This window comes from Flavobacterium sp. AC274 (assembly GCF_979258275.1).
Genome location: NZ_OZ409852.1, coordinates 1,153,177 through 1,178,350, shown reverse-complemented (window position 1 = coordinate 1,178,350; position 25,174 = coordinate 1,153,177). Strand labels below are relative to the sequence as shown.

At 33.3% G+C, this 25,174-nt stretch carries 18 protein-coding genes and 3 pseudogenes; 10 read left to right on the top strand and 11 right to left on the bottom strand.

Going from position 1 to position 25,174, the window contains the following annotated elements:
* Positions 1-2 precede the first annotated feature (2 nt).
* From ACZZZT_RS05350 to ACZZZT_RS05330, 5 genes and pseudogenes are all read right to left on the bottom strand, one after another.
* Positions 3-232 (bottom strand): annotated as a pseudogene (locus ACZZZT_RS05350) (hypothetical protein).
* Positions 232-1,032, bottom strand: coding sequence for an energy transducer TonB (locus ACZZZT_RS05345; protein WP_463459661.1), 801 nt, complete (start codon positions 1,030-1,032; stop codon positions 232-234). The pseudogene ACZZZT_RS05350 and the gene ACZZZT_RS05345 overlap by 1 nt, the downstream one beginning before the upstream one ends.
* Positions 1,033-1,063: 31 nt before the next feature.
* Positions 1,064-1,624, bottom strand: a complete 561-nt coding sequence (locus ACZZZT_RS05340; protein ID WP_463459660.1) for an ExbD/TolR family protein — start codon at positions 1,622-1,624, stop codon at positions 1,064-1,066.
* Between the two features lie 19 nt (positions 1,625-1,643).
* On the bottom strand, positions 1,644-2,228 hold the full coding sequence (locus ACZZZT_RS05335; protein ID WP_463459659.1) for an ExbD/TolR family protein: 585 nt from the start codon (positions 2,226-2,228) through the stop codon (positions 1,644-1,646).
* 92 nt (positions 2,229-2,320) lie between these two features.
* The gene (locus tag ACZZZT_RS05330; protein ID WP_042563690.1) at positions 2,321-3,145 is read right to left on the bottom strand and encodes a MotA/TolQ/ExbB proton channel family protein; all 825 of its coding nucleotides are present in this window, start codon (positions 3,143-3,145) and stop codon (positions 2,321-2,323) included.
* A 380-nt stretch (positions 3,146-3,525) separates the two neighbouring features.
* On the opposite strand from ACZZZT_RS05330, the gene ACZZZT_RS05325 reads away from it, so the two are divergent.
* The gene (locus tag ACZZZT_RS05325; RefSeq protein ID WP_463459658.1) at positions 3,526-5,043 is read left to right on the top strand and encodes a helicase HerA-like domain-containing protein; all 1,518 of its coding nucleotides are present in this window, start codon (positions 3,526-3,528) and stop codon (positions 5,041-5,043) included.
* 91 nt (positions 5,044-5,134) lie between these two features.
* Here the strand turns inward: ACZZZT_RS05325 and ACZZZT_RS05320 are convergent, their stop codons facing one another.
* A complete protein-coding gene (locus ACZZZT_RS05320) occupies positions 5,135-6,475 on the bottom strand; it encodes an FAD-dependent oxidoreductase (protein ID WP_463459657.1) in 1,341 nt (446 codons plus the stop codon).
* Between the two features lie 289 nt (positions 6,476-6,764).
* Between ACZZZT_RS05320 and ACZZZT_RS05315 the strand changes: the two genes are divergently transcribed.
* The 7 genes from ACZZZT_RS05315 (at position 6,765) to ACZZZT_RS05285 (ending at position 14,035) form a co-directional block, all read left to right on the top strand.
* Positions 6,765-7,358, top strand: coding sequence for a GNAT family N-acetyltransferase (locus ACZZZT_RS05315; RefSeq protein WP_463459656.1), 594 nt, complete (start codon positions 6,765-6,767; stop codon positions 7,356-7,358).
* An 87-nt stretch (positions 7,359-7,445) separates the two neighbouring features.
* Entirely contained in the window at positions 7,446-8,279 is an 834-nt protein-coding gene (locus ACZZZT_RS05310) for an alpha/beta fold hydrolase (RefSeq protein WP_463459655.1), read from the top strand.
* A 33-nt stretch (positions 8,280-8,312) separates the two neighbouring features.
* On the top strand, positions 8,313-10,748 hold the full coding sequence (locus ACZZZT_RS05305; protein ID WP_463459654.1) for a serine hydrolase: 2,436 nt from the start codon (positions 8,313-8,315) through the stop codon (positions 10,746-10,748).
* Between the two features lie 5 nt (positions 10,749-10,753).
* Complete coding sequence (locus ACZZZT_RS05300; RefSeq protein WP_463459653.1) at positions 10,754-11,230, top strand: nuclear transport factor 2 family protein; 477 nt, start codon at positions 10,754-10,756, stop codon at positions 11,228-11,230.
* Between the two features lie 159 nt (positions 11,231-11,389).
* The gene (locus tag ACZZZT_RS05295; RefSeq protein WP_463459652.1) at positions 11,390-12,841 is read left to right on the top strand and encodes a serine hydrolase; all 1,452 of its coding nucleotides are present in this window, start codon (positions 11,390-11,392) and stop codon (positions 12,839-12,841) included.
* A 119-nt stretch (positions 12,842-12,960) separates the two neighbouring features.
* Positions 12,961-13,377 (top strand): DUF6157 family protein, encoded by a 417-nt coding sequence (locus ACZZZT_RS05290; RefSeq protein ID WP_463459651.1) that lies wholly within the window; start codon positions 12,961-12,963, stop codon positions 13,375-13,377.
* 214 nt (positions 13,378-13,591) lie between these two features.
* Positions 13,592-14,035 (top strand): hypothetical protein, encoded by a 444-nt coding sequence (locus ACZZZT_RS05285; RefSeq protein ID WP_463459650.1) that lies wholly within the window; start codon positions 13,592-13,594, stop codon positions 14,033-14,035.
* A gap of 79 nt (positions 14,036-14,114) precedes the next feature.
* On the opposite strand, the pseudogene ACZZZT_RS05280 reads toward ACZZZT_RS05285, so the two are convergent.
* A pseudogene (locus tag ACZZZT_RS05280) lies at positions 14,115-16,504 on the bottom strand (penicillin acylase family protein).
* A gap of 114 nt (positions 16,505-16,618) precedes the next feature.
* Here ACZZZT_RS05280 and ACZZZT_RS05275 point away from each other — a divergent pair.
* Both ACZZZT_RS05275 and ACZZZT_RS05270 read left to right on the top strand, forming a co-directional pair.
* Complete coding sequence (locus tag ACZZZT_RS05275) at positions 16,619-18,175, top strand: hypothetical protein (RefSeq protein ID WP_463459649.1); 1,557 nt, start codon at positions 16,619-16,621, stop codon at positions 18,173-18,175.
* Positions 18,176-18,385: 210 nt separating this feature from the next.
* A pseudogene (locus tag ACZZZT_RS05270) lies at positions 18,386-20,196 on the top strand (hypothetical protein).
* A gap of 57 nt (positions 20,197-20,253) precedes the next feature.
* On the opposite strand, the gene ACZZZT_RS05265 reads toward ACZZZT_RS05270, so the two are convergent.
* The 4 genes from ACZZZT_RS05265 to aroA all read right to left on the bottom strand — a co-directional run bounded on the left by ACZZZT_RS05265 (position 20,254) and on the right by aroA (position 25,056).
* Positions 20,254-20,688, bottom strand: a complete 435-nt coding sequence (locus ACZZZT_RS05265) for a YMGG-like glycine zipper-containing protein (RefSeq protein WP_042563676.1) — start codon at positions 20,686-20,688, stop codon at positions 20,254-20,256.
* A 277-nt stretch (positions 20,689-20,965) separates the two neighbouring features.
* The gene (kynU, locus tag ACZZZT_RS05260; protein ID WP_318804581.1) at positions 20,966-22,243 is read right to left on the bottom strand and encodes a kynureninase; all 1,278 of its coding nucleotides are present in this window, start codon (positions 22,241-22,243) and stop codon (positions 20,966-20,968) included.
* A 183-nt stretch (positions 22,244-22,426) separates the two neighbouring features.
* A complete protein-coding gene (gene queA / locus ACZZZT_RS05255; protein WP_073397792.1) occupies positions 22,427-23,476 on the bottom strand; it encodes a tRNA preQ1(34) S-adenosylmethionine ribosyltransferase-isomerase QueA in 1,050 nt (349 codons plus the stop codon).
* Positions 23,477-23,826: 350 nt separating this feature from the next.
* The gene (gene aroA / locus ACZZZT_RS05250; RefSeq protein WP_463459648.1) at positions 23,827-25,056 is read right to left on the bottom strand and encodes a 3-phosphoshikimate 1-carboxyvinyltransferase; all 1,230 of its coding nucleotides are present in this window, start codon (positions 25,054-25,056) and stop codon (positions 23,827-23,829) included.
* Positions 25,057-25,174: the final 118 nt, after the last annotated feature.

The following is a 25,174-nucleotide window of genomic DNA, read 5'->3' as shown; positions in this document are numbered from 1 at the left end:
AATTATTCTGCATTTGAATTAATTAACCTTAAAAAACGGATTGCTGAATAAACAATCAGTAAACCACCAAAAGCATATCTATACTTAGGTTCCATATCTAATGGAAGTTTTTCCCAGAACATAATCATTAAACCCAGCACAAGATATATTAAAAAAAGAGTATTCCTAAAACAAGAAGAAATCGCTCTTTGAGCGATTTCTTCTGAATATTATTAAGCATATCTTTTAACATTATTCTGCAGATTGAATAGTAATAGGAAGAGAGTAAAGTACTCTGACTTTTTTACCATTTTGCTCGCCGGGAGTCCATTTTGGACATTTTTTAAGAACACGAATTGCTTCAGCTCCTGTACCGTAACCGATATCCCTTAAAACTTTAATGTCGGTTAATGAACCGTCTTTTTCAACTACAAAAGTAACATAAACTTTACCTTTTAAACCTTCTTCTTCCGGAGTCTTGTAATTGTTTCCTACGAATTTGTAGAATTTTTCAATTCCTCCTGGGAAATCCGGTTTTACTTCGATACCAGCCGTATTATATACGTTGTTATCTTCTTCTACCACTTGAGAAACAGGTCCTGTTCCAACTGGCTCATCTACAGTAAGTACTGCATTTGGATCTCCTTTGATAGTTTCAGAACCTACTTTTTTATCTTTAAGTTCTTCAATTTTTGGTGGATCCTCAGTAACTTCATTTGCTTTAGCCACAACCGGTTTCACAAACTTCACCTGATCCACTTTTGGTGGTGGCGGTGGTGGTGGTGGTTGGTTTGGCTTAATTTCCTCTTTTTTCGGAGGTAATTTTACTGTAGCAATCTTAATATCGTTATTTACTTCTTCTTCCGTAGAATCAGGTAAAAAACTAGCGATAAGAGGAGCTGCAACAGCAAAGCTAAAAATAACCGAACCTATGATAAGTGCTTTTATAGTAGTACTTCGATTCGATTTTCTTAACTCATATGCACCATATATCTTATTACGACCTTCGAATACGATATCAAGCCACTGATTTTTTATAATATCTAATTTCATTTTTCTCGATTATTAGGATGTTAAAACAAGATTACTCAGGTGTTTTATCTATCAATTTTGTTTCCTCTGGTGTAAACTCAGGAACAATCGCATACGTCTCAACTCCAGAAATAGCCATCTCATCCAACATATCAACTAAATTGCGATAAGTTGATTTTTTAGTTGGCTTAATAATCACAATAATCCCATTTTTAGGTTTTCCTAAAGCTGCAGAATATTCTAAAACTGTTTTCTTTCTTTTAAGTACTTCTCTACGAATTCCGTCTTTACCATATGCAATATCCTTAGGCCCAGCAATTGGACTTGCAAGTAATCCCATATAATAAACAACTTTATTATTTTCACCTAACATTATTGTCATTGTACGATTTTCATCAACCTTTACAGGAGGAGTATCGTCTTTCGGATCTTTATCTGGCAATGACAAATCCATCGATTGAGGTTTTGACAACGATGTGGTTAACATAAAGAATGTGATCAATAAGAATGCCAAATCCACCATTGCCGTTAAATCGACTTTTGAATTTTGCTTTTTACTTCTTACTTTACCACCTTTTCCGCCACCACCGTCGCCGGTATTTAATTCAGCCATTTTAGTGTATCTTTTTTAATTAAAAGTCTTTTCCTCTCATACCAGTAACTAAGTTAAAGGAATTGATTTTCTGATCTTGTAAAATATCCATAATCTTTTTGATTTGTGGATATTGTTCTTTAGCATCTCCTTTTATTGCAATCTGCAATTCTTTATCATCAATGTCAATTGAAGCTCTTCTTGCTACCAAAAGCCACTCTTTTAATTGATTATCTAAAGAATCTAATGGAATTCCAGGTTGATTTGCTTTTGTTCTATCAGCCGCCTTCATATCGATGATTTGTTTCAAATTTGTTACCGGAACACCAAAGTCATCCATCAAAGCAAATTTAGTTTTATCATCTTCTGAAAAAGTCACACCGTATTTTGCACCCATTCCTTCAAGAGTTCTTTTACGAATCTCTCTTCCTTTGATGTCAAAAAACACTTTGCTTTTCCCGTCTGCTCCTTTACCAATTGTAATAATCGCCAAATCTGAATCTGGTAATTTACTTTGAACAGTAGAAGAAGGCATATCAACAGGAAGTGCTTCTGGCACTTTAGCAGTAGCGGTCAAAATAAAGAACGTAAGCAAAAGGAACGCAACATCACACATGGCAGTCATATCTGTCGATGTTGACTTTTTTTCATTTTTATTTTAGCCATTCTCTTTTATTTTTATTTTGATATAATTAATTGTAATTATTCAAAAATTAATTATTGTTTCAAACTTCCTCTGAATCTTCTGTAAGTATTCACGATTGTAGTACCAGCCTCATCGATAGAGTAAGTTAAATCGTCAATTTTAGCAGTAAAGAAGTTGTAAGAAACGATAGCTAAGATTGAAGTAGAGATACCTGTTGCAGTGTTGATAAGTGCTTCAGAGATACCTGTTGCAAGAGCAGCCTGGTCTGGAGTTCCAGCAGAAGCTAACGCACCAAACGCTTTAATCATACCAGATACAGTTCCTAATAATCCTCCTAAAGTTCCTAATGATACTAAAGTAGAGATAATAGTCATATTTTTTTCTAACATTGGCATTTCTAATGAAGTTGCCTCTTCGATTTCTTTGTGGATTACTTCTGAAGCTTCTTCACTGTTGAAACCTTCTTTTTTAACGTCTTGATATTTAATCAAAGCAGATTTAATTGCGTTTGCAACTGAACCTTGTTGTTTGTCACATGCAGCGATAGCAGCCTCGATGTTACCTTCTTTAATACTTCCTTGAACGCTTTTCATGAATTTGTCTAAGTTAGCTTTTCCAGCCGCTTTTCCAATAACGATAAATCTTTCAATAGAAAACACAACAACCATTAAAAACATACCTAATAATACTGGTACAATAAATCCTCCTTTATATACTTGCCCTAATGTATTAATTGGGTGACCTGTTTCAGGATTACCTCCTTCGAAGTTAGCAGCATCTCCCATGATTACTTTCCAAATAAACACCCCAACCAAAATACACGCAACAATAATGATTCCAGTGATCATTCCTCCCCCATTCGAAGTGCTTTCTTTTTTAACTTTAACGTTTGCCATTTTTTTTAAATTTTAATAGTTTTAAATAATTTTTATTTTTTAGTTATATTTAACTTGTAGAGGAGCAAATTTATACGTTTAGTTTAAATAAAAAAACTTTTTTTAATTTTATTCAAGCAAATTTAACGTCAATTTAAAAAATATCTCATTAAATTGCGAACCTCAGGTTTTCGATAAAACAAAAAATAGCATGATTTCTGGGAAAATTACAACGTTTTAGTAAATATTCAAAGATTCCATTGATATCTTCTTAAAAAGATGCGAAATAATTTTTTATTATATTTTTAACCCGAAAAAGCTTTTTCTTACTAAAAAAAAGTAATCAAATTGTTAAAAAACAAAGCAATACTCTTATAATCATCTAAATTACAAACAAAAAAATGAATAAAAAAGACAATTTCATTCAAGATATAAACAATGGTTATTTATCTAAGGGTGACAGCATCATTCTTGGGGGTGCAATTCTTGACGGCGAGCCAATTGCGGAGGCGCACGTAAAAATTCCGCTAAAAACTTTAAACCGTCACGGATTAATTGCCGGAGCAACCGGAACGGGAAAAACTAAAACTATTCAGGTTTTTTCAGAGCAATTATCAAGTGCCGGAATTCCTGTCCTGATGATGGACATAAAAGGTGATTTTAGTGGTATTGCCAAAGAAGGGAAAGAAGAAGGTTTTATTACAGAGCGTCATGTCAAAATAAACATACCTTATAATGTAACTGCATTTCCGGTTGAATTGATGTCTTTGTCCAAACAAAATGGAGTTCGCTTACGCGCTACAGTTTCTGAATTTGGCCCTGTATTGTTTTCCAGAATTTTAGATTTAAATGATACGCAGGCCGGAGTTGTTGCGGTAATTTTTAAATATTGTGATGACAAACAAATGCCTTTACTAGATTTGAAAGACATTAAAAAGGTCATTAATTATATTACCGAAGAAGGAAAAGACGAAATTACACAAAGTTACGGCAAGATTTCGACTGCAACAACGGGAACAATTTTGAGAAAAATAATCGAATTAGAACAACAAGGCGGAGATTTGTTTTTTGGTGAATTGTCTTTTGAAATTGATGATTTAATGCGAATTGATGAAAATGGAAAAGGATATGTAAACATTATCCGCTTGACCGACATTCAGGACAAACCCAAATTATTCTCGACTTTTATGTTGAGTTTATTGGCCGAAATTTACCAAAAGATGCCTGAAAAGGGAGATGCTGAACAACCAGAATTGGTTATTTTTATTGACGAAGCCCATTTAATTTTTAACGAAGCAAGCAAGGCATTGTTAGAGCAAATTGAAACTATTGTAAAATTAATTCGTTCTAAAGGAATTGGCGTCTATTTCGTAACACAAAACCCAATGGATGTTCCTAGTGGTGTTTTGGCTCAGTTAGGATTAAAGATTCAGCATGCCCTTAGAGCTTTTACTGCAAATGACAGACAGGCAATTAAAAAAACAGCTGATAATTACCCTACATCTCAATATTACAAAACAGACGAATTACTTACTAATTTAGGAATTGGAGAGGCTTTAGTGACTGCTTTGAATGAAAAAGGAGTTCCAACACCACTTGTTGCTACTATGATGCGTGCACCAATGAGCCGTATGGACATTTTGACTTCTGATGAAATCGAAGCCATCAACAGCAAATCTAAATTAGTAAAGAAATATAGTGAAGAAATAGACCGTGAAAGTGCTTACGAAATTCTAAATAAGAAAATTGAAGAAGCAACTCAAGCTGCGGCAGAGCAAGAAGAACAAGCACCGGCAAGATCTTCAAAATCTGAACCTAGCACTGCAAGTGTTGTTGGAAAATCTGTTTTGAAAGTCGTAACGAGTGCTACTTTTATCAGAGGGGTTTTTGGTGTTCTAACCAAAATCTTCAAAAAATAAAAGAATCAATGGCAATATCAAAAATCAATTACAATATCAATCCAAATTCTTAATTGATTTTTGATATTGTAATTGTTATTGACATTGAAAATTATTTATTAAGCAACTCGAGAATTTTATTATCGATTTCAGGCGTGTTCCAAATATTTTCGATGTTGTCTGTTTTTAGAATTTCTTCCATAATTCCGTTTTGAAAATCACCAATCGCCAAAGCTTCTGCATATGGGCGATCGCTAAAAGTTACACGGCTGTACAGCGGAATCCACTTATCAGGATGTTTATCAGAAAAAGCTTTTTCGATTTTCTTTTGAAGCAAGAATTTCTCATCGGCCGTTTTTGTACTCATTTCCATAAAATTACGGTACGAAAGTTCTGCGATTGCATCGGCATTAGGTTTACGTGAAATTTGATATTCAGAAAAAATCTTCTTCCAATCGTCACCGTATTTCTCAATCATTTCGTTTAAAATCGTAATATCTTCAAAACCGGCATTCATTCCTTGTCCGTAAAACGGAACAATAGCATGGCATGCGTCACCAATTAAGGCAATTTTATCTTCATAAGTCCACGGAAAACATTTCATGGTTACCAAAGTACTTGTCGGGTTTTTAAAGAAATCTTCAGCCAGTTTTGGAATAACCTCTATCGAATCCGGGAAGTTTTTCTCAAAGAAATCCTCCACCATTTTGCGATCCGTTAATGAAGCAAAAGAGTTTTCTCCTTCAAAAGGCATGAATAGCGTACAGGTAAAACTTCCGTCAAGATTAGGAAGCGCAATTAACATGTATTCGCCTCTTGGCCAAATATGAAATGAGTTTTTATCTAATTTATGAGTTGCATCAGGATTTGCCGGAATATTCAATTCTTTGTATCCCATATTCAAAAATTCCTGAGAATAATTGAACATGCTTTGGCGTTGCATTCTATGACGAATTCGCGAAAAAGCACCATCTGCACCAAAAACCATATCGTATTTTCGCTCTTCCCACTCGCCTCTTTCGGTTTCACCAATGTGCAAAGTAGCATCGCTTAGCGTTACATCCCAGATTTTTTCTTCAAAATGAAACTCTGCTCCTGCTTGTTCGGCGAGATCAATCATTTTTCTGTTTAAAGTTCCTCTGGAAATCGAAAAAATCGATTCGCCTTCCTGACCGTAATTCTGAAAATTGAGTTTATCAACCAAATGAATAGCGCGTTTGTCCATCGGAATTGCAATTTCCCGCACCGAATCACCAACACCAACGCCGTCAAGCGCTTTCCAGCCTCTATTTGACATCGCCAGATTGATGGAACGTCCAGAAAAATTTATTTTGCGAATATCAGGACTACGATCATAAACATGAACGGTGTGACCTGCTTTTTTAAGATAAATTGCCAATAATGATCCTACCAATCCAGAACCTACAACGGCAATTTTTAGTGAAGTTTGCATCAAGAAAAATCTAAATATAAGATCGTAAAAATAAGTAATAATTCTACAAGACCTTAAAAATAAAGGAAATATTTATGATTTATATAGCATGCAAATCCCGTTTTCATAACAAAATCCTGTTTTTATGGATTTATTAGAAATCCGAAAAGGATTATTTTCGCTGAAGAATAATCTCGCAAAGGCGCAAAGACGCAAAGTTTTTTCTCATTTATTGTCATTTCGAAATGACAAGATTGCGCAAAAACTTTGCGCCTTTGTGACTTCGTGGCAAACAATTAAAACAAATCCTATGAAAAGCGAACTATTACAATCAAATATAATCTTAGAAAACGAACGTGTTTTATTACTCCCATTTGAAAACGAAAGAAACATCGAACTCAAAGAAATCATTTTTGATGACGAAATCTGGAAATATATGGGGATGTACGTGCAAACCGAAACGGACTTCGAAAACTACATCAAAAACACCTTAAAACAAAAAGCCGAAGGAATTTGTTATCCATTCTTAATTATAGACAAAGCAACCAACAAAGTCGCCGGAAGCACAAGATACGGTTATCTAAACCACGCTAGCCAAAAATGCGAAATTGGATGGACCTGGTATGGAAAACAATTTCAGGGAACCGGTTTAAACAAAGCCTGCAAATACGAATTACTGAATTTTGGTTTCGAAAACATTCAATTCAAAAGAATACAATTTAGTGCTGATTTGGAGAACACAAAATCTCAAAAAGCAATTGAGAAATTAGGTGCTGTAAAAGAAGGAATCTTTAGAAATAATTATGTGGATTCTGAAGGAAAAAGTAAAGATGATGTTTATTATAGTATTATTTTGGAGGAATGGAAAAATACAAAACGAGAATATTTTGCGGAATTTATATAGAAAATGAATCAAAACTTGAAACAAAAACAAAATTTTGACGTCTAATAATTATTAGACGTCATCATCAATCAAAATCAATCAAATCAAATGAAAAAATCAATCATTCTATTTTCAATTCTCTTATTAACATTTGGAACTCTTTCTGCGCAGACAGAAATCAAAATTCCGTACGGAAACAATCCTGAAGCGGGACATTACAAACAAATTAACGGCATCAAAATGTACTATGAAGTTTACGGAAGCGGTCAGCCTCTGGTTTTACTTCATGGAAATGGCGGATCAATAAAAGGTCACACTCGCAGAATTGAATATTTCAAACAATACTTTCAGATTATCGCAATTGACAGCAGAGGTCATGGAAAATCTGTAGATGATTCAAAAAAACAATTGAATTATGTGCAAATGGCAGATGATGTAAGCGTTTTATTAGATTCCCTTAAAATTAAGAATGCTAATATTTGGGGACAAAGCGATGGTGGAATTCTAGGTCTTTTATTGGCTATAAATCATCCGGATAAAACTGCGAAAGTAGCCACTTTTGGTGCGAATATATTTCCGGGAAAAAAAGCCATTTTTAACGAAATTGATCAAATGGTTCTGGATACTTTAAAAGTAACTAAAGATCCTCGTACCAAAAATCTCTACACTTTATTAGCGCATCAGCCTAATATCACCGAGAAAGATTTGCAGAAAATAAAATGTCCCGTGCTAATTATGTCGGGCGACAGAGATGTGATACGATTAGAGCATTCGATTAAAATTTTTGACAATATCGAAAATTCGAACTTTTTCGTAATGCCAGGTGCAACTCATTTTGGTGCTTACGAAAAACCGGAACTCTTTAATATGGTTTTATTGAGTTTATTTAATGATCCGTTTAAGAAAACATCAAGTGTAGAATTATTTACAGGGAAAAAATAAATCTGAGACAGTCAACAACATAATAATCTAAAAATGAACTTATATTCAGAATATTATGTGAGCAAAAATTGCGAACGATTTGTCAATAAAATTTGGTGTCTCGATAACAGCATCGGCGAAAGCCTGATCGAAAACAAACTCGTTTTACCAAACGGCTGTTTTAATCTCGCCATTGTGAGCGGAAATGCTATCGAAGTTCATACAAGCAAACAAAAACATGAAATGCCAGAAGGTTTTTATTTTTGTTCGCAAATGACGAATAAAGTTTTGGTTCATATTCAGCCGAAAACAAAAGTCACCATAATTCAATTGCATACCTGGACACTTTCGATGTTTCCTAATTATGATTTAAGCAATTTTACCGATTCAATTATCAGGATTAATAAAAATGAATTGCCATTTAAACACGAAATTAATTGTGGTTTAAATGGCAATATTTTAGTTTTACTCGATATAATCAATACGTATTTTGAAGGCTTAAATACTTCACATTCAAACAAAAATCTTGTCGAAAGAATCTGTGAAATCATTAAAATTCATAACGAAGAAATTACGGTTTCGGAAATTGGAAACATTTTAAATGTCTCTCAAAGATTATTGCAAATTAAATTTAAAACCGCAACCGGACTTACAATCAAAAAATACATTCAGATTCTGAAATTCAGGAAATCAATCGATCAAATGGTAAATATCGGTCTGGAAAAATTAAACCTGACAGAGATTGCCCTTTATAATAAATATTTTGACCAGTCACATTTTATAAAACAATTTAAAGATGTGATGAAAACGACTCCAAAAACATTCAATTCAAATTCTTATTTTCTTTCAAAAAAAGAGAATAATTCGCATTTGTACAATTTTAAAAATTTTCATTGTACTAATATTGCAAATCATCAATCAATCAATCAATCAATCAATCAATCAATCAATCATAAAATGAAAATCAATCCGTCATTTTTCCCATTAAAAGCAATTTTAATGGGAACATTCCTCTTTCAATTCCATTTTGGATATTCTCAGGAAGAAAAAACCTCAACATTGTACAAAACCATCATGTCAAAAGACAGTCTCCTGTTTAATGTTGGCTTTAACACATGCGATATTTCACAGTTTGAAAACCTTGTAAGTGATAATTTTGAATTTTATCACGACAAAGACAGTATTTCTGACAAGACTTTATTTCTGAAAAACCTTAAAAAAGGTCTTTGTGGTTCTATAAGTAAATTTCAATCCCGAAGATATCTAATCCCCAACAGTACCGAAATTTATCCTTTATACAAAAAAGGTGTTTTGTATGGCGCTATTCAAATAGGCATTCATCAATTTTATGAAAAGTTTGCAAAGAATAATGAATCTCTGGCGACCGCTAAAGAAAATTTTGGCAGTACAGCCAAATTTACGCATCTGTGGATATTAGAAAACGGAATCTGGAAATTGCGCAGATCCCTTAGCTATGATCATCAGTCTTCTCAAATGGCCGAAACAAAGTCTGATATTTTTGATAATGATGAAGAAATTGAAAAATGGCTATCACAAAATAATGTTCCAACATTGGGAATTGGCGTAATTAACAACGGAAAACTGCAACAAGTAAAAGTGTTTGGCGAACTTCAAAAAGGTATTTCAGCTCCTTATAATACCATTTGGAATGTCGCTTCATTGACAAAACCGATAACGGCGATCGTAACGCTAAAACTCGTAAGTCAGGGAAAATGGAATCTTGACGAGCCACTGTATAAATATTGGACAGATCCGGATATCGCAAACGATCCAAATACAAAATTGCTGACGACAAGAATTATTCTGAGTCACCAAACCGGTTTTCCGAATTGGAGATTTATGAACGAATCCGGGAAATTAGATTTTAAGTTTAAACCGGGAACAAAATATCAATATTCCGGAGAAGGATTCGAATATTTGAGAAAAGCATTAGAAAAGAAATTTCATAAAACATTAGATCAACTAGCAAATGAATTGGTTTTTGATCCGTTAAAAATGAGCGATACACAACTAATCTGGAATGATAAAATCGATCTTTCAAGATATGCTATTAATTATAGCAACAAAAGAGTTGCCTACGAACCAACCAAAAACAAAACCGCAAACGCTGCCGATGATTTATTAACTTCAATTGAAGATTACGGAACTTTTTTATGCAGCGTAATGAACAGCGATGATTTGAGCGAAAAAGTTTTTAACGACATGATTTCGCATCAAATTGAGACAAAGAAAAACAAATATTTCGGATTGGGTTTTGAAATTTACGACTTAGGAAATAGCAATTATGCACTTTCGCATGGTGGCGCAGACAAAGGCGTTCAGACGATTTTTTTATTGCTTCCAAAAACAAAACAGGGCTTACTTATTTTTACCAATGTTGATGACGGCTATAAGGTTTACGAAAAAATTGTCAACCATTATTTAGGCGAAAACGGAAGAAAAATAATTGAAATAGAAACCAAAATATAGAAGCTATGACACGAATGATAAACACATTAGCCTTTTTTATATTGTTTTTGAGCAGAGAAGCAAAAGGCCAAACCAGTAATGATACGGTAAAAATGGATCTTCTGAAAAATGAAATCCTAAAAATGGACAGTTTACTTTTTGATGTTGCCTTTAATCAATGTGATGCTGCAATTTTTAAAAAAATAATAGCCGATGATGTCGAGTTTTACGACGATCGTTTCGGATTAAATACTTCTAAGGGAAACGAAATAAAATCGTTGGCCGAAAAATGCGCCGGAACCGAAAAACTTACCCGAAAATTAAATTCCACTACAATCGATAAATTGGGCGATTTTGGTGCGGTACAATTGGGCGAACATACTTTTCTAGTCAATAATATTCCGGTTGGAACTGGAAAATTTATTCACATTTGGGAAAGAAAAGATGAAAATTGGATATTGAAACGAATTGTTAGTTATGAGCATAAACCGATAAAAAAGTAATGCTATTTTTTTGTGGTATTTATAAGTTATTAAGACAAATACCAAAAAAATGATTGATATTTGAAACAAAATGAAAGAATAGTCGTCTAATAAATTAGAAGAGTTTCATTCATCATTTCACAATCAAAAAACCGCTCATTAACCTAACTAATTAATCAAATGAAAAAACCAATCAAACTTATTGCAGTTTGCTTTCTTGTATTATCTGCTTTGAATATTTCTGCGCAGGACAAAGCAAAACAAATTGAAGAATTATTAAACAAATACAATCAATACGGATTATTTAACGGCTCTGCACTTGTATCAGAAAACGGAAAAGTTATTTTGCAAAAAGGATACGGTTCTGCTAATATGGAGTGGAATATTCCAAATCAGTCGGACACAAAATTTAGATTAGGTTCTATAAGTAAACAATTTACGGCTCTGTTAATTGTGAAATTGGCAGAAGAAGGCAAAATAAAATTAGATGTTCCAATCACAACCTATTTACCGGATTATCCAAAAGAAACGGGTGACAAAATTACAATTCATAATTTATTGACACATACATCCGGAATTCCAAATTATACCAGCGCACCCAACTTCATGAATGAAAAGGCCCGAAATGCATATTCACCTGCAGATTTCGTGAAGACATTTTCGAATTTACCGCTTGAATTTAAACCTGGTGAAAAATTCGCTTATAGTAACTCGGGTTATTTTTTGTTGGGATACATTATTGAAAAAATTACCGGTAAAACCTATGAGCAGTATTTACAGGAAACTATTTTTACTCCTTTAAAGATGGTCAATTCTGGCTATGATCACAGCGATGTTATATTAAAAAACAGAGCCGCTGGTTACGAAAAACAAGGTAAAAAAATCGTAAACTCTTCTTATATCGACATGAGTATTCCGTATGCTGCGGGTTCTTTATATTCAACAGTAGAAGATTTATATTTATGGGATCAGGCGCTTTATACCAACAAATTGCTTTCAGAAAAATCAATGGAATCTTTGTTTAAGCCTTATATCGCACAAGGAGATGAAGCTTATGGTTACGGATGGTTTCTTAGAGATATAACAAACGGAACTAAAGGAAAAGTAAAAATTATTGAACATGGCGGAGGAATTAATGGTTTTAATACCAATATCTCCCGCGTTCCATCTGACAAGATTCTTATTGTTTTATTAAATAATACAGGAAGAACTGTTTTGGGTGAAATGACAGAATCTATTAGAAATATTTTATACAATCAGCCTTTTAATCAGCCAAAAAAATCAATGGCATTTGAATTATTAGATGTATTAACCGAAAAAGGCGCAGCCACAGGAGCAGAAACTTATAAAAAACTAAAAGCAGATGCAACTTATGGCATTAAGGAAGATGATATGAATAATGTTGGATATCAATTATTAATGACCGGAAAAAAGAAAGAAGCTCTTGAAGTTTTTAAAATTAATGTAGAAGCTTTTCCTAAATCCGGAAATGCGTATGATAGTTTAGGCGAAGCTTATCTTGCAGATGGAGACACAAAATTAGCAATTGCGAATTACAAAAAATCGATAGAACTTGATCCTAAAAACGAACATGGAAAAGAAGTTTTAGCAGAAATTTTGAACAAGAAATAATCAGAAACGAAGAATAAATTATTCGAATTAACTCTAATAATTCAGTTTAAAACTGGATTGTTAGAGTTTTTTTTATTGAAAATGATTATTTTAGCTCAGCTATTTAATCAATAAATGATATGAAAGTTCACACTACAAATTATCAAAATACTTTTATTGAAGTTGCAGAAGATTGTCCGATTGTAAAAGGCGAAATTCCGCAGCAAAAAGGCGACAAAAAAACTGTTGCCAATATTGAGTTTGACATGATCAGCAAAAATCCTTATAAATATTCTTCTGATGATGTTTTGTTTCAGGTTTTTGCAGATAAAAATGATTTAACCAAATCAGAATATGAAAAATCCAGAGAACAATTTTTCTCAAAAGGTCAGGCGTGTTTTCGCGCTTCGCCTTTAACCAAAAGATACGGTTGGGGAATTCATAATGATGAAAATGGGAAAATTGCCTTATACGGAATTGAAACTCCGGAATACCAAAAATTATCAAAAGATAAAAACCTAAAAGTCGTAAAAGCGATGCGAACTTCGAGAAAATAAAGGATTGAAAATGCTATTCTTCACTATTACTTTACAAATCTCCGACAGCAGAAATTTTAAAATTTGCTATCGGAGATTTTTTATTTAAAAGTCATTTTTTCCATTGAATATTCAGAACAAAAAAACTATTTTAGCCAAGCCCAAAAAATAATATTTAAAATCTAAATCAACCTGATTTACAGCTTAAAAAGTGTAATCAATTTTAAGATAACCTATGAAAAAAAACTACTTTCTGTTTCTTGTATTATTGATGTTTGTTCCTGCTGTTTGTATTTCTCAAACTTCGGTTGCTAAGGCTCCAATGCCAACCCAGCAAAATACTATTATAGTGAACAAAATTATTGATGTAACCAATTACAAAACCTATTTTGTTGATTATTGCTTGACCAAAATAAACGAAACGGCCTATAAAGAAAAATGGAACGAGCAAAAAACGGTTCAAATAACTGAAACCATCAACTTTAAAAACTTCAGAGATGCAGTTTATAATATGTTTGCCTTTTACAACGAAGTAGAACTGGAAACATTATTAAAAGAATATCAAAAAAATACGGCTTACCAAACTACAAACGCAATGACAACCAACAAAGTCCTGCTTAACAATCTGGATATTTATGCCAAAGATGTTGTTGAAGGGAAGTATTTATTGGCTAAGTAAGGCACAAAGGTTCAGAGTTGCAAAGGTTCAAAGGTTTTTTCTAACCTTTGAACTAACTTGAAACCTGAAACAAATCAAACTATTTTTTTTCTGGTTTGAAAACTAATTTTGTCGAAGTTTTTATAATTTCTTCTTTATTCAACTTCATTTTTCTGAATTTTCCATGAACAAACATATCAGCCTGATCGTTGTAATGTTTGCTGAAAGGATTTCCGGATTGTCCGGTTGGTAAAATGCTCCAGCTGTTTTCAATATCAGCAAAATCTACAATTCTTCTGGTTGAAGGTCCGCCTTTTACATAATATTTCCCTTCTTCATTATATCCAAAAAACTGATTGTTGATCACTTCATTGGATCCTGGATCTGCAAATGGACCAACATTAAATAATTTACGTAAAGCCGCTACTTTTCCAAGCGGATGTTCATGTTCTACGGTATGAACTTTTCCCCAATTCCAATCCGGAACATTATTTCCTAATTGTTTTTTAAGTGCTGTAATCGCTTCGTGAAATGATTTTGATACGATTTCACTTCTGGTTTCTTTTACGTTTTTGGTTTTTATATTATCCCACCAAACCGAATTTTCATTTACAATCTGTCTGGCTATAATTTGTTTTCCTAAACTCACCCCAAGAAATAAATTAAAATTATCAGATCCCATTTCGTCTTCAAAAGTATTTTTCAAGTACAAATAAATCCATTTGTTGTATATAGTTGGCGCAATATCTTCTAAATTATTAGTTCCTTTCCAGGCTTTTAAAACTCCAATTGCCTGTCTTTCTTCTATCGAAAGAGATTTTTTATTTAAATTCGAAATTAAATTTTGAGCAACTCCCATCGAGATATCAGAAGTATTATCATAAATCATTTTACTAATTTCTTCCTTATCCCAATTTGATTTTGCATCCATTAAACCCGAAATTCTTTTGCGCGATCTTCAGGCAAATAATATCCCGGATATAAATAGCCATCAATAGCTTCCGGCTGATTATTGGCGGAATACACGTAACCCCATTCAGGATTTTCTGCAGATGGATTTTTGGAGAAATCCAGATATTCTGCAATATCATCTTTTCCGCAGGCACCGTCTAAAATAAAGTACGTACTCACGCCTTTATTATGTTTATATAATTTTCCCGTTGCCCACCAAGCTACATTTCCTTTGGCATCGCCGTACATTACGTTCAATCCCGGCGCGGCAACTAATTGTACTGCTTTTTTAAAATCATCTTTGCTTTTAGCGTGCGAAAGCCCATAAACAGCATCCAAAATCTGAATCGGCTGTTGGGTATAAGTCCACGTCATTGCAATTGGATTTTTACGATCTAAACGTTCCAGCAAATCATTCATAATAGGTCCGTGTCGACTTGATTTTACAGTTAAAACTACATCAGAACTATCTTTTACTTTAATCGTTTTTTTGATCAATTGATATTTTGCAAAACCATCAGGCGTTTGGTATTGAGTTGAATCTCCGGCTTTATTCTTTTCCTGATAAAAATCGATGTCATCATTTTCAAACATCGTTAATCCGTAAGCATAATCGCGATTGTGCGCCAATAACGGAAACGGCGTTCCGGCCAAATAACAACCGTACAATTCATGATTTGGCGTTACCAAATGCGCTTCGTACCAAGTCCCAGGCTGTGAAAACCCAATATGCGGATCATTCGCAAAAATTACTTTTCCGCTTTTGGTTTTATTTGGTCCTGCAACCCAGCTGTTACTGCCCACGAATGGTGGAATCGGCGATTTATCCAGCAAAGCCGCAACCGACTTTGAAATTGCTGTATATTCTTCAATATTTTCTTTTGAACTTTTGATTTGTGTCGTATTAAATTCGCCTTCAATTCCTAAATCTTTCAAATAGGCAGAACCGTATTTATTTCGAATATCTGTTAATAAAGGATCTGTTTTTTGCGCCATTGCGAAACTAAAAGACATGTATCCAAAAATATTATAAACATCTTCTATTGTGAATTTTTTCTTTTTTACACCAACCAAAGTAAATTCAATTGGCGTTACGCCTTCATCCAAATATTGGTTAATTCCGTCTAAATACGCCATGGTTAATTGATAACTCTGACTGTTTTTATCCAGTTTTGCTATGGCTTTCGCCGAAGCGTCTTCGATACCAATACCCGAGAAAAACATATCGTTTTTAAGTGCAACAGATCCAAAAATCTCTGATAATTTTCCTGGAGCAATTCGGCGTAATAATTCCATTTGCCATAATCTTTCCTGCGCATGTACATAACCTAAAGCTGTCATTGCATCTTTTTCAGAATTGGCATAAATATGGGGAACACCAAAATCATCAAAATAAACGATGGTTTCTTTTTGGATGTTTTTAAGCTCTAATTCACCTTCATATTTAGGCTTTAAATGAAAAATGTAAGCGCACAAACCTATTCCAATTACAACTATAAGTACGAATAAAACCAGCAGAAATTTTTTAAATCTTCTCATATTTTGAAATAAGTAAATAATAAGGTTTGTAAAATCATGTAACCAATAAAGAGAATAATGTAATAATCCTTTTTTTAAAAGCCTAAATTTATGTATTTAAAACCAATCCTATAAATGTCAGTATATAAAAAAATAGCAATCGGTGTAATTTCCCTTTTTTTACTTGTGATTTTTGCCAATATTGGTCTGAATTACTGGATCAAAAAACAACTTCCGATTATTATTCACGAAAAAAACAATACGCCGTATAACATCAATTACGAAAAAATTGAAGTATCGCTTTTTTCCAGAAATATCTACGCCGAGACATTATTAGTAAGCCCGAAAAATGAACCTAAAGACAGCAAAAACGGGCTTTTTTCGAAAATCGAATCTATTACCATTCAGCATTTTAATATTTGGGATTTGGCTTTTCGCGACGTTATTCAGGCCGAGAGCATTATAATCAATAAACCCAGAGTCATTTTATATAAAAAAGGTGAAAAACTTTTGAATAACAGCAAAAGCATTAAGAATGAAATTATCGCACCCTTTCGTAAAATAATTGCTGTTTCAAACATTTATTTAAATGACGCATCTGTGGATGTTGTTTCTTTAGATTCTCAAAAACCAATTTTCAGTATTAAAAAAATGATTTTAAAACTGGAAGGTATTTTAATCACCGATGCAACCTTAAACGAAAAAATTCCGCTTCGATATGAAAGTTACGCTTTAGTAATTGATAGCTTATTTTACAAACCAAGTGCTTTTTATCATATTAACATTGGCAAAATAAGTACCGAAAAAAACTTTATAAAAATCAATAATTTTTCTAATCTCCCTCAATTTAACCGACGAGATTTTATTAAGCATTTAGATAAGGAAAAGGATATTTATACGCTAAAATTCGATTCAGCCCAAGTAGCAAAAATGGATTGGGGTTTTAAAAATGATCGTTTTTTCTTTAAAGCAAATTCACTTGTAATCAATCATTTTGATGCCAATATCTATCGTGGAAAAATGCCAAAAGATGATTTAAGCAAAAAATATCTTTACAATCATTTATTACGAAATATTAAATTTCCGCTACAAATTGATACTTTGCAAGTCTTGAAATCAAAACTGGTTTACGAAGAAGAAATTGATTTTTCGAAAGGCCCGGGGGTTTTAAACTTTGATCATTTTAATCTGCAGGCAACAAATTTGAGAAGTGGTTTTGGGTTGAAAAAAACTGCCGACGTAAAAATCAAAGTGAATTGTGTATTTATGAAAACATCGCCTTTGGATGTCAATTGGAGCTTTAATGTTTTAGATAAAAAAGACAGTTTTCATATTCAGGGCGTTATTTCAAATTTTGATGTAGCAGCGATGGGCAGATTCAGTAAGCCTTATATGAATGCTTCATTTACAGGTGTTTTTAATAAATACCGTTTTAACTTTTATGGAAATGATGATATTTCAAAAGGAAATGCCTCTTTAGATTATGACGATCTGAAGATGAAATTATTCAAAAAGAAAAACCCGGAAAAAGAAGCAAAATTAAAATCTGCAATCGTTAATTTATTAGTGAAAAACGACTCAAAAGACAAAGCAAAAACCGCCGAGGTTGAACTTGAAAGAATTCAGGAAAAATCATTCTATAATTTTTTATGGCGAAGCATTGCAGAATCTTTGAAGAAGATTTTGATTTAGTATTTTTTAGCCACGAATTACACGAATTTCCGCAAATTTTTTATTTGTTGACATAGCCAACGGTTTTAACCGTTGGAACACAATGTATTTTACGCCCCGTCTCCCACGGTTGAAACCGTGGGCTATGTAAAGAAACCTCGAACCTGATAATTATCAGGTTTTCAGTAATTATTTTTCTTCACATTTGTTTTTATTTTAATTTGAAAACAAATGACAAAAAGGCCTTTACATACCTTTCATATTCCGGTAATGGGACTCGCTTATACTATTGACAGCCCGATACGAGTGGCGCAATACGGGATTTCGTCTGTAATTTCTATAGCTGATGATGATTTAATTGAAAAGATGCGTGATTTTTACAGCACCAAATTCAATTTTCCATATGAAGAAATAAATCAGAAATTCCATGATTATCGCGCCGAAAGAATCACTTCGTATCTAAACTTAGTAGATAAAATCGTAAAACAGAAGTTTGAAAGTTTTAAAACAGAATTAGCTGAAAGTAAAACCGCTTTAGAGAATTTTATAGCAACATTACCCAATACTTCTGACATTAAAAAAGGTTTTCAAAATTTACTGGAAGATGGAATTTTATTCAAAGAAAACATTCAAAACTACATCGAATCCAATCTTTTTCCAGGTGAAATTGATGTAAATATCATGACGAAACTCGACAAAGATAATTTTGTCAAAAATGAACAGCTCCCTATTGAGTTTAATGACGCCCATGCTGCTTTAAGAGGTTTTGCAAAGAGTAATCTTGAATCTTCAGTGGTACTTTCTGCAGGAATGAATCCAAGACTTTACAGTTACTTTGAAAATTTTTCAGATTTTTTCCAAATCAAAAAAGCGAACTTAAAAAGAAAATTATTCTAAAGGTTAGTGATTTTAGATCTGCAATGATTCAGGGAAATTTTTTAGCTAAAAAAGGGCTTTGGGTTTCTGAATATCGTATAGAATCTGGTTTAAATTGCGGCGGACACGCTTTTGCCACTGATGGCCTTTTATTAGGAACTATCTTGGAAGAATTTAAACTAAAAAAAGAACAATTAATTCAATCTGCCCATGAATTGATGGTCAAAGTACTACAACAAAAAAATGCTCCTACTCCTAATCAGCCCCTGCCTTTAAAAATTACCGTTCAGGGCGGCGTTGGAACTGCGGAAGAACATGAATTTTTATTAGAAAAATACGAGGTCGATTCTGTTGGCTGGGGCTCTCCTTTTTTATTAGTACCCGAAGCAACATCTGTAGACCAGACAACCCGTAACTTATTGATAAATGCGAAAGAAAAAGATTTGTATTTGAGTCATATTTCACCATTGGGAGTTCCTTTTAATACTGTGAGAGGCACATCAAATGAAATTTTAAAACAAAAACGAATCCACGAGAATAAAGCAGGAAGCTCTTGTCCTAAAAAATTTCTGGCATTGAGTAAAGAATATGATCCACACGGAATTTGTACAGCCTCAAAAAAATATCAGGACATAAAATTAGCCGAATTAGATAGTATCAAAAACACTCTTTCGATTAATGCTTTTGAGAATGCTAAAACTAAAATCACAGAAAAATCATGTTTGTGTGTTGGTTTAGCCAATTCCTCCTATTTAGAAAATGATATTAAAATAAAAGGACAAGCCCAGGGTGTTGTTATTTGTCCTGGCCCTAATATGGCGTATTTTGATCAAGAAGTTTCACTGACTGATATGTTGCAGCATATTTATGGAAATAAATCTGTTTTAAGGGCTAAAAATCGTCCTAATTTATTTGTGAAAGAGTTAAAGATGTATATCGATTATTTTAGAAACGAGATTGAAACTATTTCCGGCGAAGTTACTGCCAACCAACTTAAAAAATGGAACAGTTTTAAAGCTAATCTTCTGGAAGGTATTGATTATTATCAGAATTTATTTGAATCCGGTTTCTATTTTAGAAGCGATGCAGAAAAAATCAAATATCAGTTCGATTTTTATAAACTGGAATTAGCAGCAATAAAAATTCCAACACCAGAATTAGTATAAAAACAAAACCCCGATCTGGAAATCCAGATCGGGGTTTTATATATAGCGCTATTTAGCTTACTCTTTTTTATTTTTACTGTCAATAACGGCACCTGTCCCAGTTCCTAAAGCGGCGCCGGCCAGACCACCAATAATTGCACCCTCACCTTTTTTCTTACTTACAATTGCTCCGGTTGCAGCACCAACTCCGGCACCAATTACGGCACCTTTAGCAGTAGCACTCCAGCCTTTCTTTTTAGTTGTAGTTGTCGTAGTTGCAGTATTTCCGTTTGCAGCCTGTTGATGTACCACTACCACTTTTTGAGATTCTACTCGTTGCTCTTCTTTTATTTTTGCCATCTCCGTTTTCATCGAGTCCATTACTCTTTGTTGTTCAATTGCAACTTTCATGGAATCTATACTTGCCTGTTTCGCTTTTTTCATATCCGCATTTGATTGATTCTGACAAGAAACAATTGATAGGGCTACTAGTAATATATATACAGTTTTCATGATTGTAGTTTTAAGTTATTATACACTACAAATTAACGAAGATAGCTTTTGTTAAAGTTACAGGATTTTGAGGAAAGGTTATAGAATTTGAAGATTGCCCTGTAGATTAGAACGCGGATGAGGCGAATTGCTAAAGCAAAACACGGATTAAAAACGGATTTTTTTATTTGCTGATTTTTTTTCACGCAGATTTAAAATGGATTTTAGCAGATTCTTTTTGAAAAATATTTTAAAATCTGCTTAAATCTGCGTGAAACAAAAACTTCGCAAGATTCTTTTATTTCTCTAAAATTCCCTTTTTCAGAATTTGTCCAAAATCATACATATCTTCATAAGAACAATACAATGGAACTGGTGCAAGACGAATTACATTAGGTTCACGCCAATCTGTAATAACTCCGTTTTTCATTAAATAATCGAATAAACTTCTTCCTTCTCCGTGTAAAAAAACAGACAATTGAGAAGCTCTTTCTTCGGGATTTGAAGGTGTAATAATTTCAAAATTACCTTTTACTTCCTTATCAATTTCATGCAGAATAAATTCTAAATAAGAAGTAATATGATCTCTTTTTGCAATTAAAGCATCCATTCCAACCTCAGCAAACATTTCAACTGAAGCCAGGTAAGGCGCTAATGAAAGAACAGGTAAATTACTAATTTGCCATCCTCCTGCTCCATGAACGGGATCGAAAGTTGGTTCCATTTTAAAACGACGTTCTTTATTATGTCCCCACCAGCCTGCAAATCTTGGTAAATCAGCATCATTGTGATGTTTTTCATGTACAAAACAACCAGAAGCATTTCCCGGACCTGAATTCATATATTTATAACTGCACCATGCAGCGAAATCTACATTCCAATCGTGCAATTCAAGTTTGATATTTCCGGCGGCGTGTGCCAGATCCCAACCCACTTTTGCTCCAGCTTTGTGTCCCGCAGCGGTGATGGTTTTAATATCAAAAACTTGTCCTGTATAGTAATTTACACCGCCAATTAAAACAAGAGCAAGTTCATCTCCAACTTCTTCAATTTTTGCCAGAACATCTTCCAGGCGAATATTATGTTCACCCTCACGACGTTTGATTTCTACAATTGCATCTTCTGTTTTATATCCATGAAAATGAACCTGACTCTGAAACATATATTGATCTGATGGAAAAGCTTTTTCTTCGCAGATAATTTTATAACGTTTGCCTTTTGGCTGGTAAAATGAAACCATCAACAAATGAAGATTTACTGTCAAAGTGTTCATCACCGTAACTTCTGATGGTAAAGCACCAACAATTTTACTCAATGGTTCTGCAAATCTTTCCTGATAATCCCACCATGGTTTTTGAGCATAAAAATGACCTTCAACGGCTAGTTCTGCCCAGTCATTCATTACTTCATCGATATAAGCTTTGGTGCGTTTGGGCTGTAAACCTAAAGAGTTTCCCGTAAAATAAATTACGCGTTTATCATTTACTTTAGGAAATATAAATTGATCCTGATAATGGTTTAAAGTATCTTGTGAGTCAAGTTGTTTCGCGAATTCGCGTGTATTTTGAAAAGTCATTGTATAATTTTTGAAAGGTAAAAATAACAAAAAATGCTATAATAGTTAGTTAATTTTGTTTCAGGTTTCAAGTTTCAGGTTAGCTCAACGATGCGTTCAACTTGAAACCTGAAACCTGAAACTTTTAAACCATAAAAAAACCCGTCATTTCTGACAGGTTTTATATTTGATTTGACTTGCAAATTATAGAATCAACATTGCATCTCCGTAAGAATAGAATTTGTATCCTTCTTTGATTGCTTCTTCGTATGCTTTTTTCATTAAATCATGTCCACAGAAAGCAGAAATCATCATTAATAATGTTGATTTTGGTGTGTGGAAATTTGTAATCATACAGTTTGCAATACTAAAATCGTGAGGAGGAAAAATGAATTTATTTGTCCATCCTTCGTAAGGATTTAAAGTATTTTGAGATGAAACTGAACTTTCAATAGCACGCATTGAAGTTGTTCCAACAGCACAGATACGTTTTTTAGCCACTTTTGCAGCATTTACAATATCGCAAGCTTCTTGTTTAATGATCAATTCCTCAGAATCCATTTTATGTTTTGATAAATCTTCAACCTCAACCGGATTAAAAGTTCCTAAACCTACGTGAAGTGTTACTTCTGCAAAGTTTACTCCTTTAATTTCCAGTTTTTTCAAAAGGTGTTTTGAGAAGTGTAAACCAGCAGTTGGTGCCGCTACAGCTCCTTCTTCTTTTGCGTAGATTGTTTGGTATCTTTCAGCATCTTCAGCTGTTACTTCTCTGTTGATGTATTTAGGAATTGGAGTTTCCCCAAGTTCTGTCAATTTGTTTCTAAACTCTTCGTAAGAACCGTCATATAAAAAACGTAATGTTCTACCACGAGAAGTCGTATTGTCAATTACCTCAGCAACTAACGAATCATCGTCACCAAAATAAAGTTTGTTACCGATACGGATTTTTCTGGCCGGATCTACCAAAACGTCCCAAAGACGTTGCTCTGAATTTAATTCTCTTAATAAGAAAACTTCAATTCTTGCCCCTGTTTTTTCTTTGTTTCCGTACAAACGTGCAGGGAAAACTTTAGTATTATTAAGAATTAAAACGTCTCCGTCATCAAAATAGTTGATAACATCTTTAAACATTTTATGTTCTATAGTTTGTTTTTGACGATCGATTACCATTAAACGAGACTCATCTCTGTTTTCTGCTGGAAATTCCGCTAAAAGTTCTTTTGGTAAGTTAAATTGAAAATGTGATAATTTCATATTGGCATTGTGATTTTTAGAGTGTAGATTTTAGATTTTTTATCTAAAATTATAAATCGTGTGCAAATATACGATTGTGAGATAGGCGTTGTCAAGTGTTTTGCTGTTTATTTTCAAAAGTCGTTGATTTAGTGGTGTTTCGAGTTGATTAAAAAAGATTTTTTTTAACATATAAGTGGTATAAGCTCATTTAATCCGGATTCTTGTAAAATGTCAATAATTTTATTTGGCTAAAGCCGAAAACAATAATCATAAAAAAACCTCCAGTTAAAACTGGAAGCTATGCATTTTTTGCCACGAATTCACGAATTATTATTTAAAATTCGTGAATTCGTGGCGAATATTTTTATTTACAATTCTGATACTTCGAAATTTAATGCTTTAAGATCATTCCAGAAATCTGGATATGATTTTGAAACTACTTCGGCATCTTCGATAATAATTGGAACTTTCAGGGCTAAAGGAGCAAAAGCCATTGCCATACGGTGATCATTGTAAGTGCCGATTTTTACATTATGATTAATATTATGCGAAGGCAATAAAGTCAAAGAATCATTAGTAACAGAAATATTGGCTCCCAATTTTGTCAATTCAATTCTAAGCGCTTCCAATCTGTCTGTTTCTTTAATTTTTAAAGTATGGAGACCTGTTAAATGACAGCCAATTCCCAGACCTAAACAAGTTACAACAATTGTTTGTGCGATATCCGGAGTATTATTTAATTCAAAATTTACATCTTCAAACTCAAAATTCTTTTGTTTTACCAAAGTCATTTTATTGTTTTCAAACGTAGTCTGAACACCCATTTTTTCATAAAGTGACACCAACTCTGAATCGCCTTGCAAACTGTCTTTTTTATAACTGCTTAATGTAAGTGAAGCTGAATCAGACAAAGCAACCAGACTAAAAAAGTAAGATGCCGAACTCCAATCAGATTCTACAACCATTTCTTTAGCTGCAACTTCTGTTTTTGGATATACTTTTATAACATTTCCTTCAAAACTGGTTTGAATATCTAAATCATTTAGCAAAGCCAAAGTCATTTTGATGTAAGGAATTGAAGTGATTTCACCTTCCAATGTCAACTCTAAACCGTTATCTAATTTTGAAGCGACTAGTAATAAAGCTGAAATATACTGACTGCTCACATTTGCAGCCAAAGTTACTTTTGAAGCTGTAACTTTTTTTCCTTTAATTCGTATTGGCGGATATCCTTCTTCTTTTTCATAAGAGATCTCAACACCCAATTGTGCCAAAGCTTCTACTAAAATTTTTATCGGGCGTTCCTGCATTCTGCTTGAACCTGTCATTACGACTTCTCTGCCTTCGTTTACAGCAAAATAAGCTGTTAAAAAACGCATTGCAGTTCCTGCATGATGAATATCTACAATTTCGTCATTTCCAATTAAAGCTTTTTGCATTACTTCGCTATCATCAGAATTTGATGTATTGGCTAATGTAATGTTTGGAAATAATGCTTTCAGTAATAATAAACGATTGGTTTCGCTTTTTGATCCGGTTATATTTAATTGAGAATTATCAATGGTGAATGGTGAATTCGTGCTTAATTTTAAATTCATTTTTTTATTGTAAGTGGTGAATTTGAATTATGATGGATTAGAAACCTAATTCAGGCATGCAATTTACCACTCCCCATTCATAATTCAAAATTCAAAACTCATAATTCAAAGTTTATAA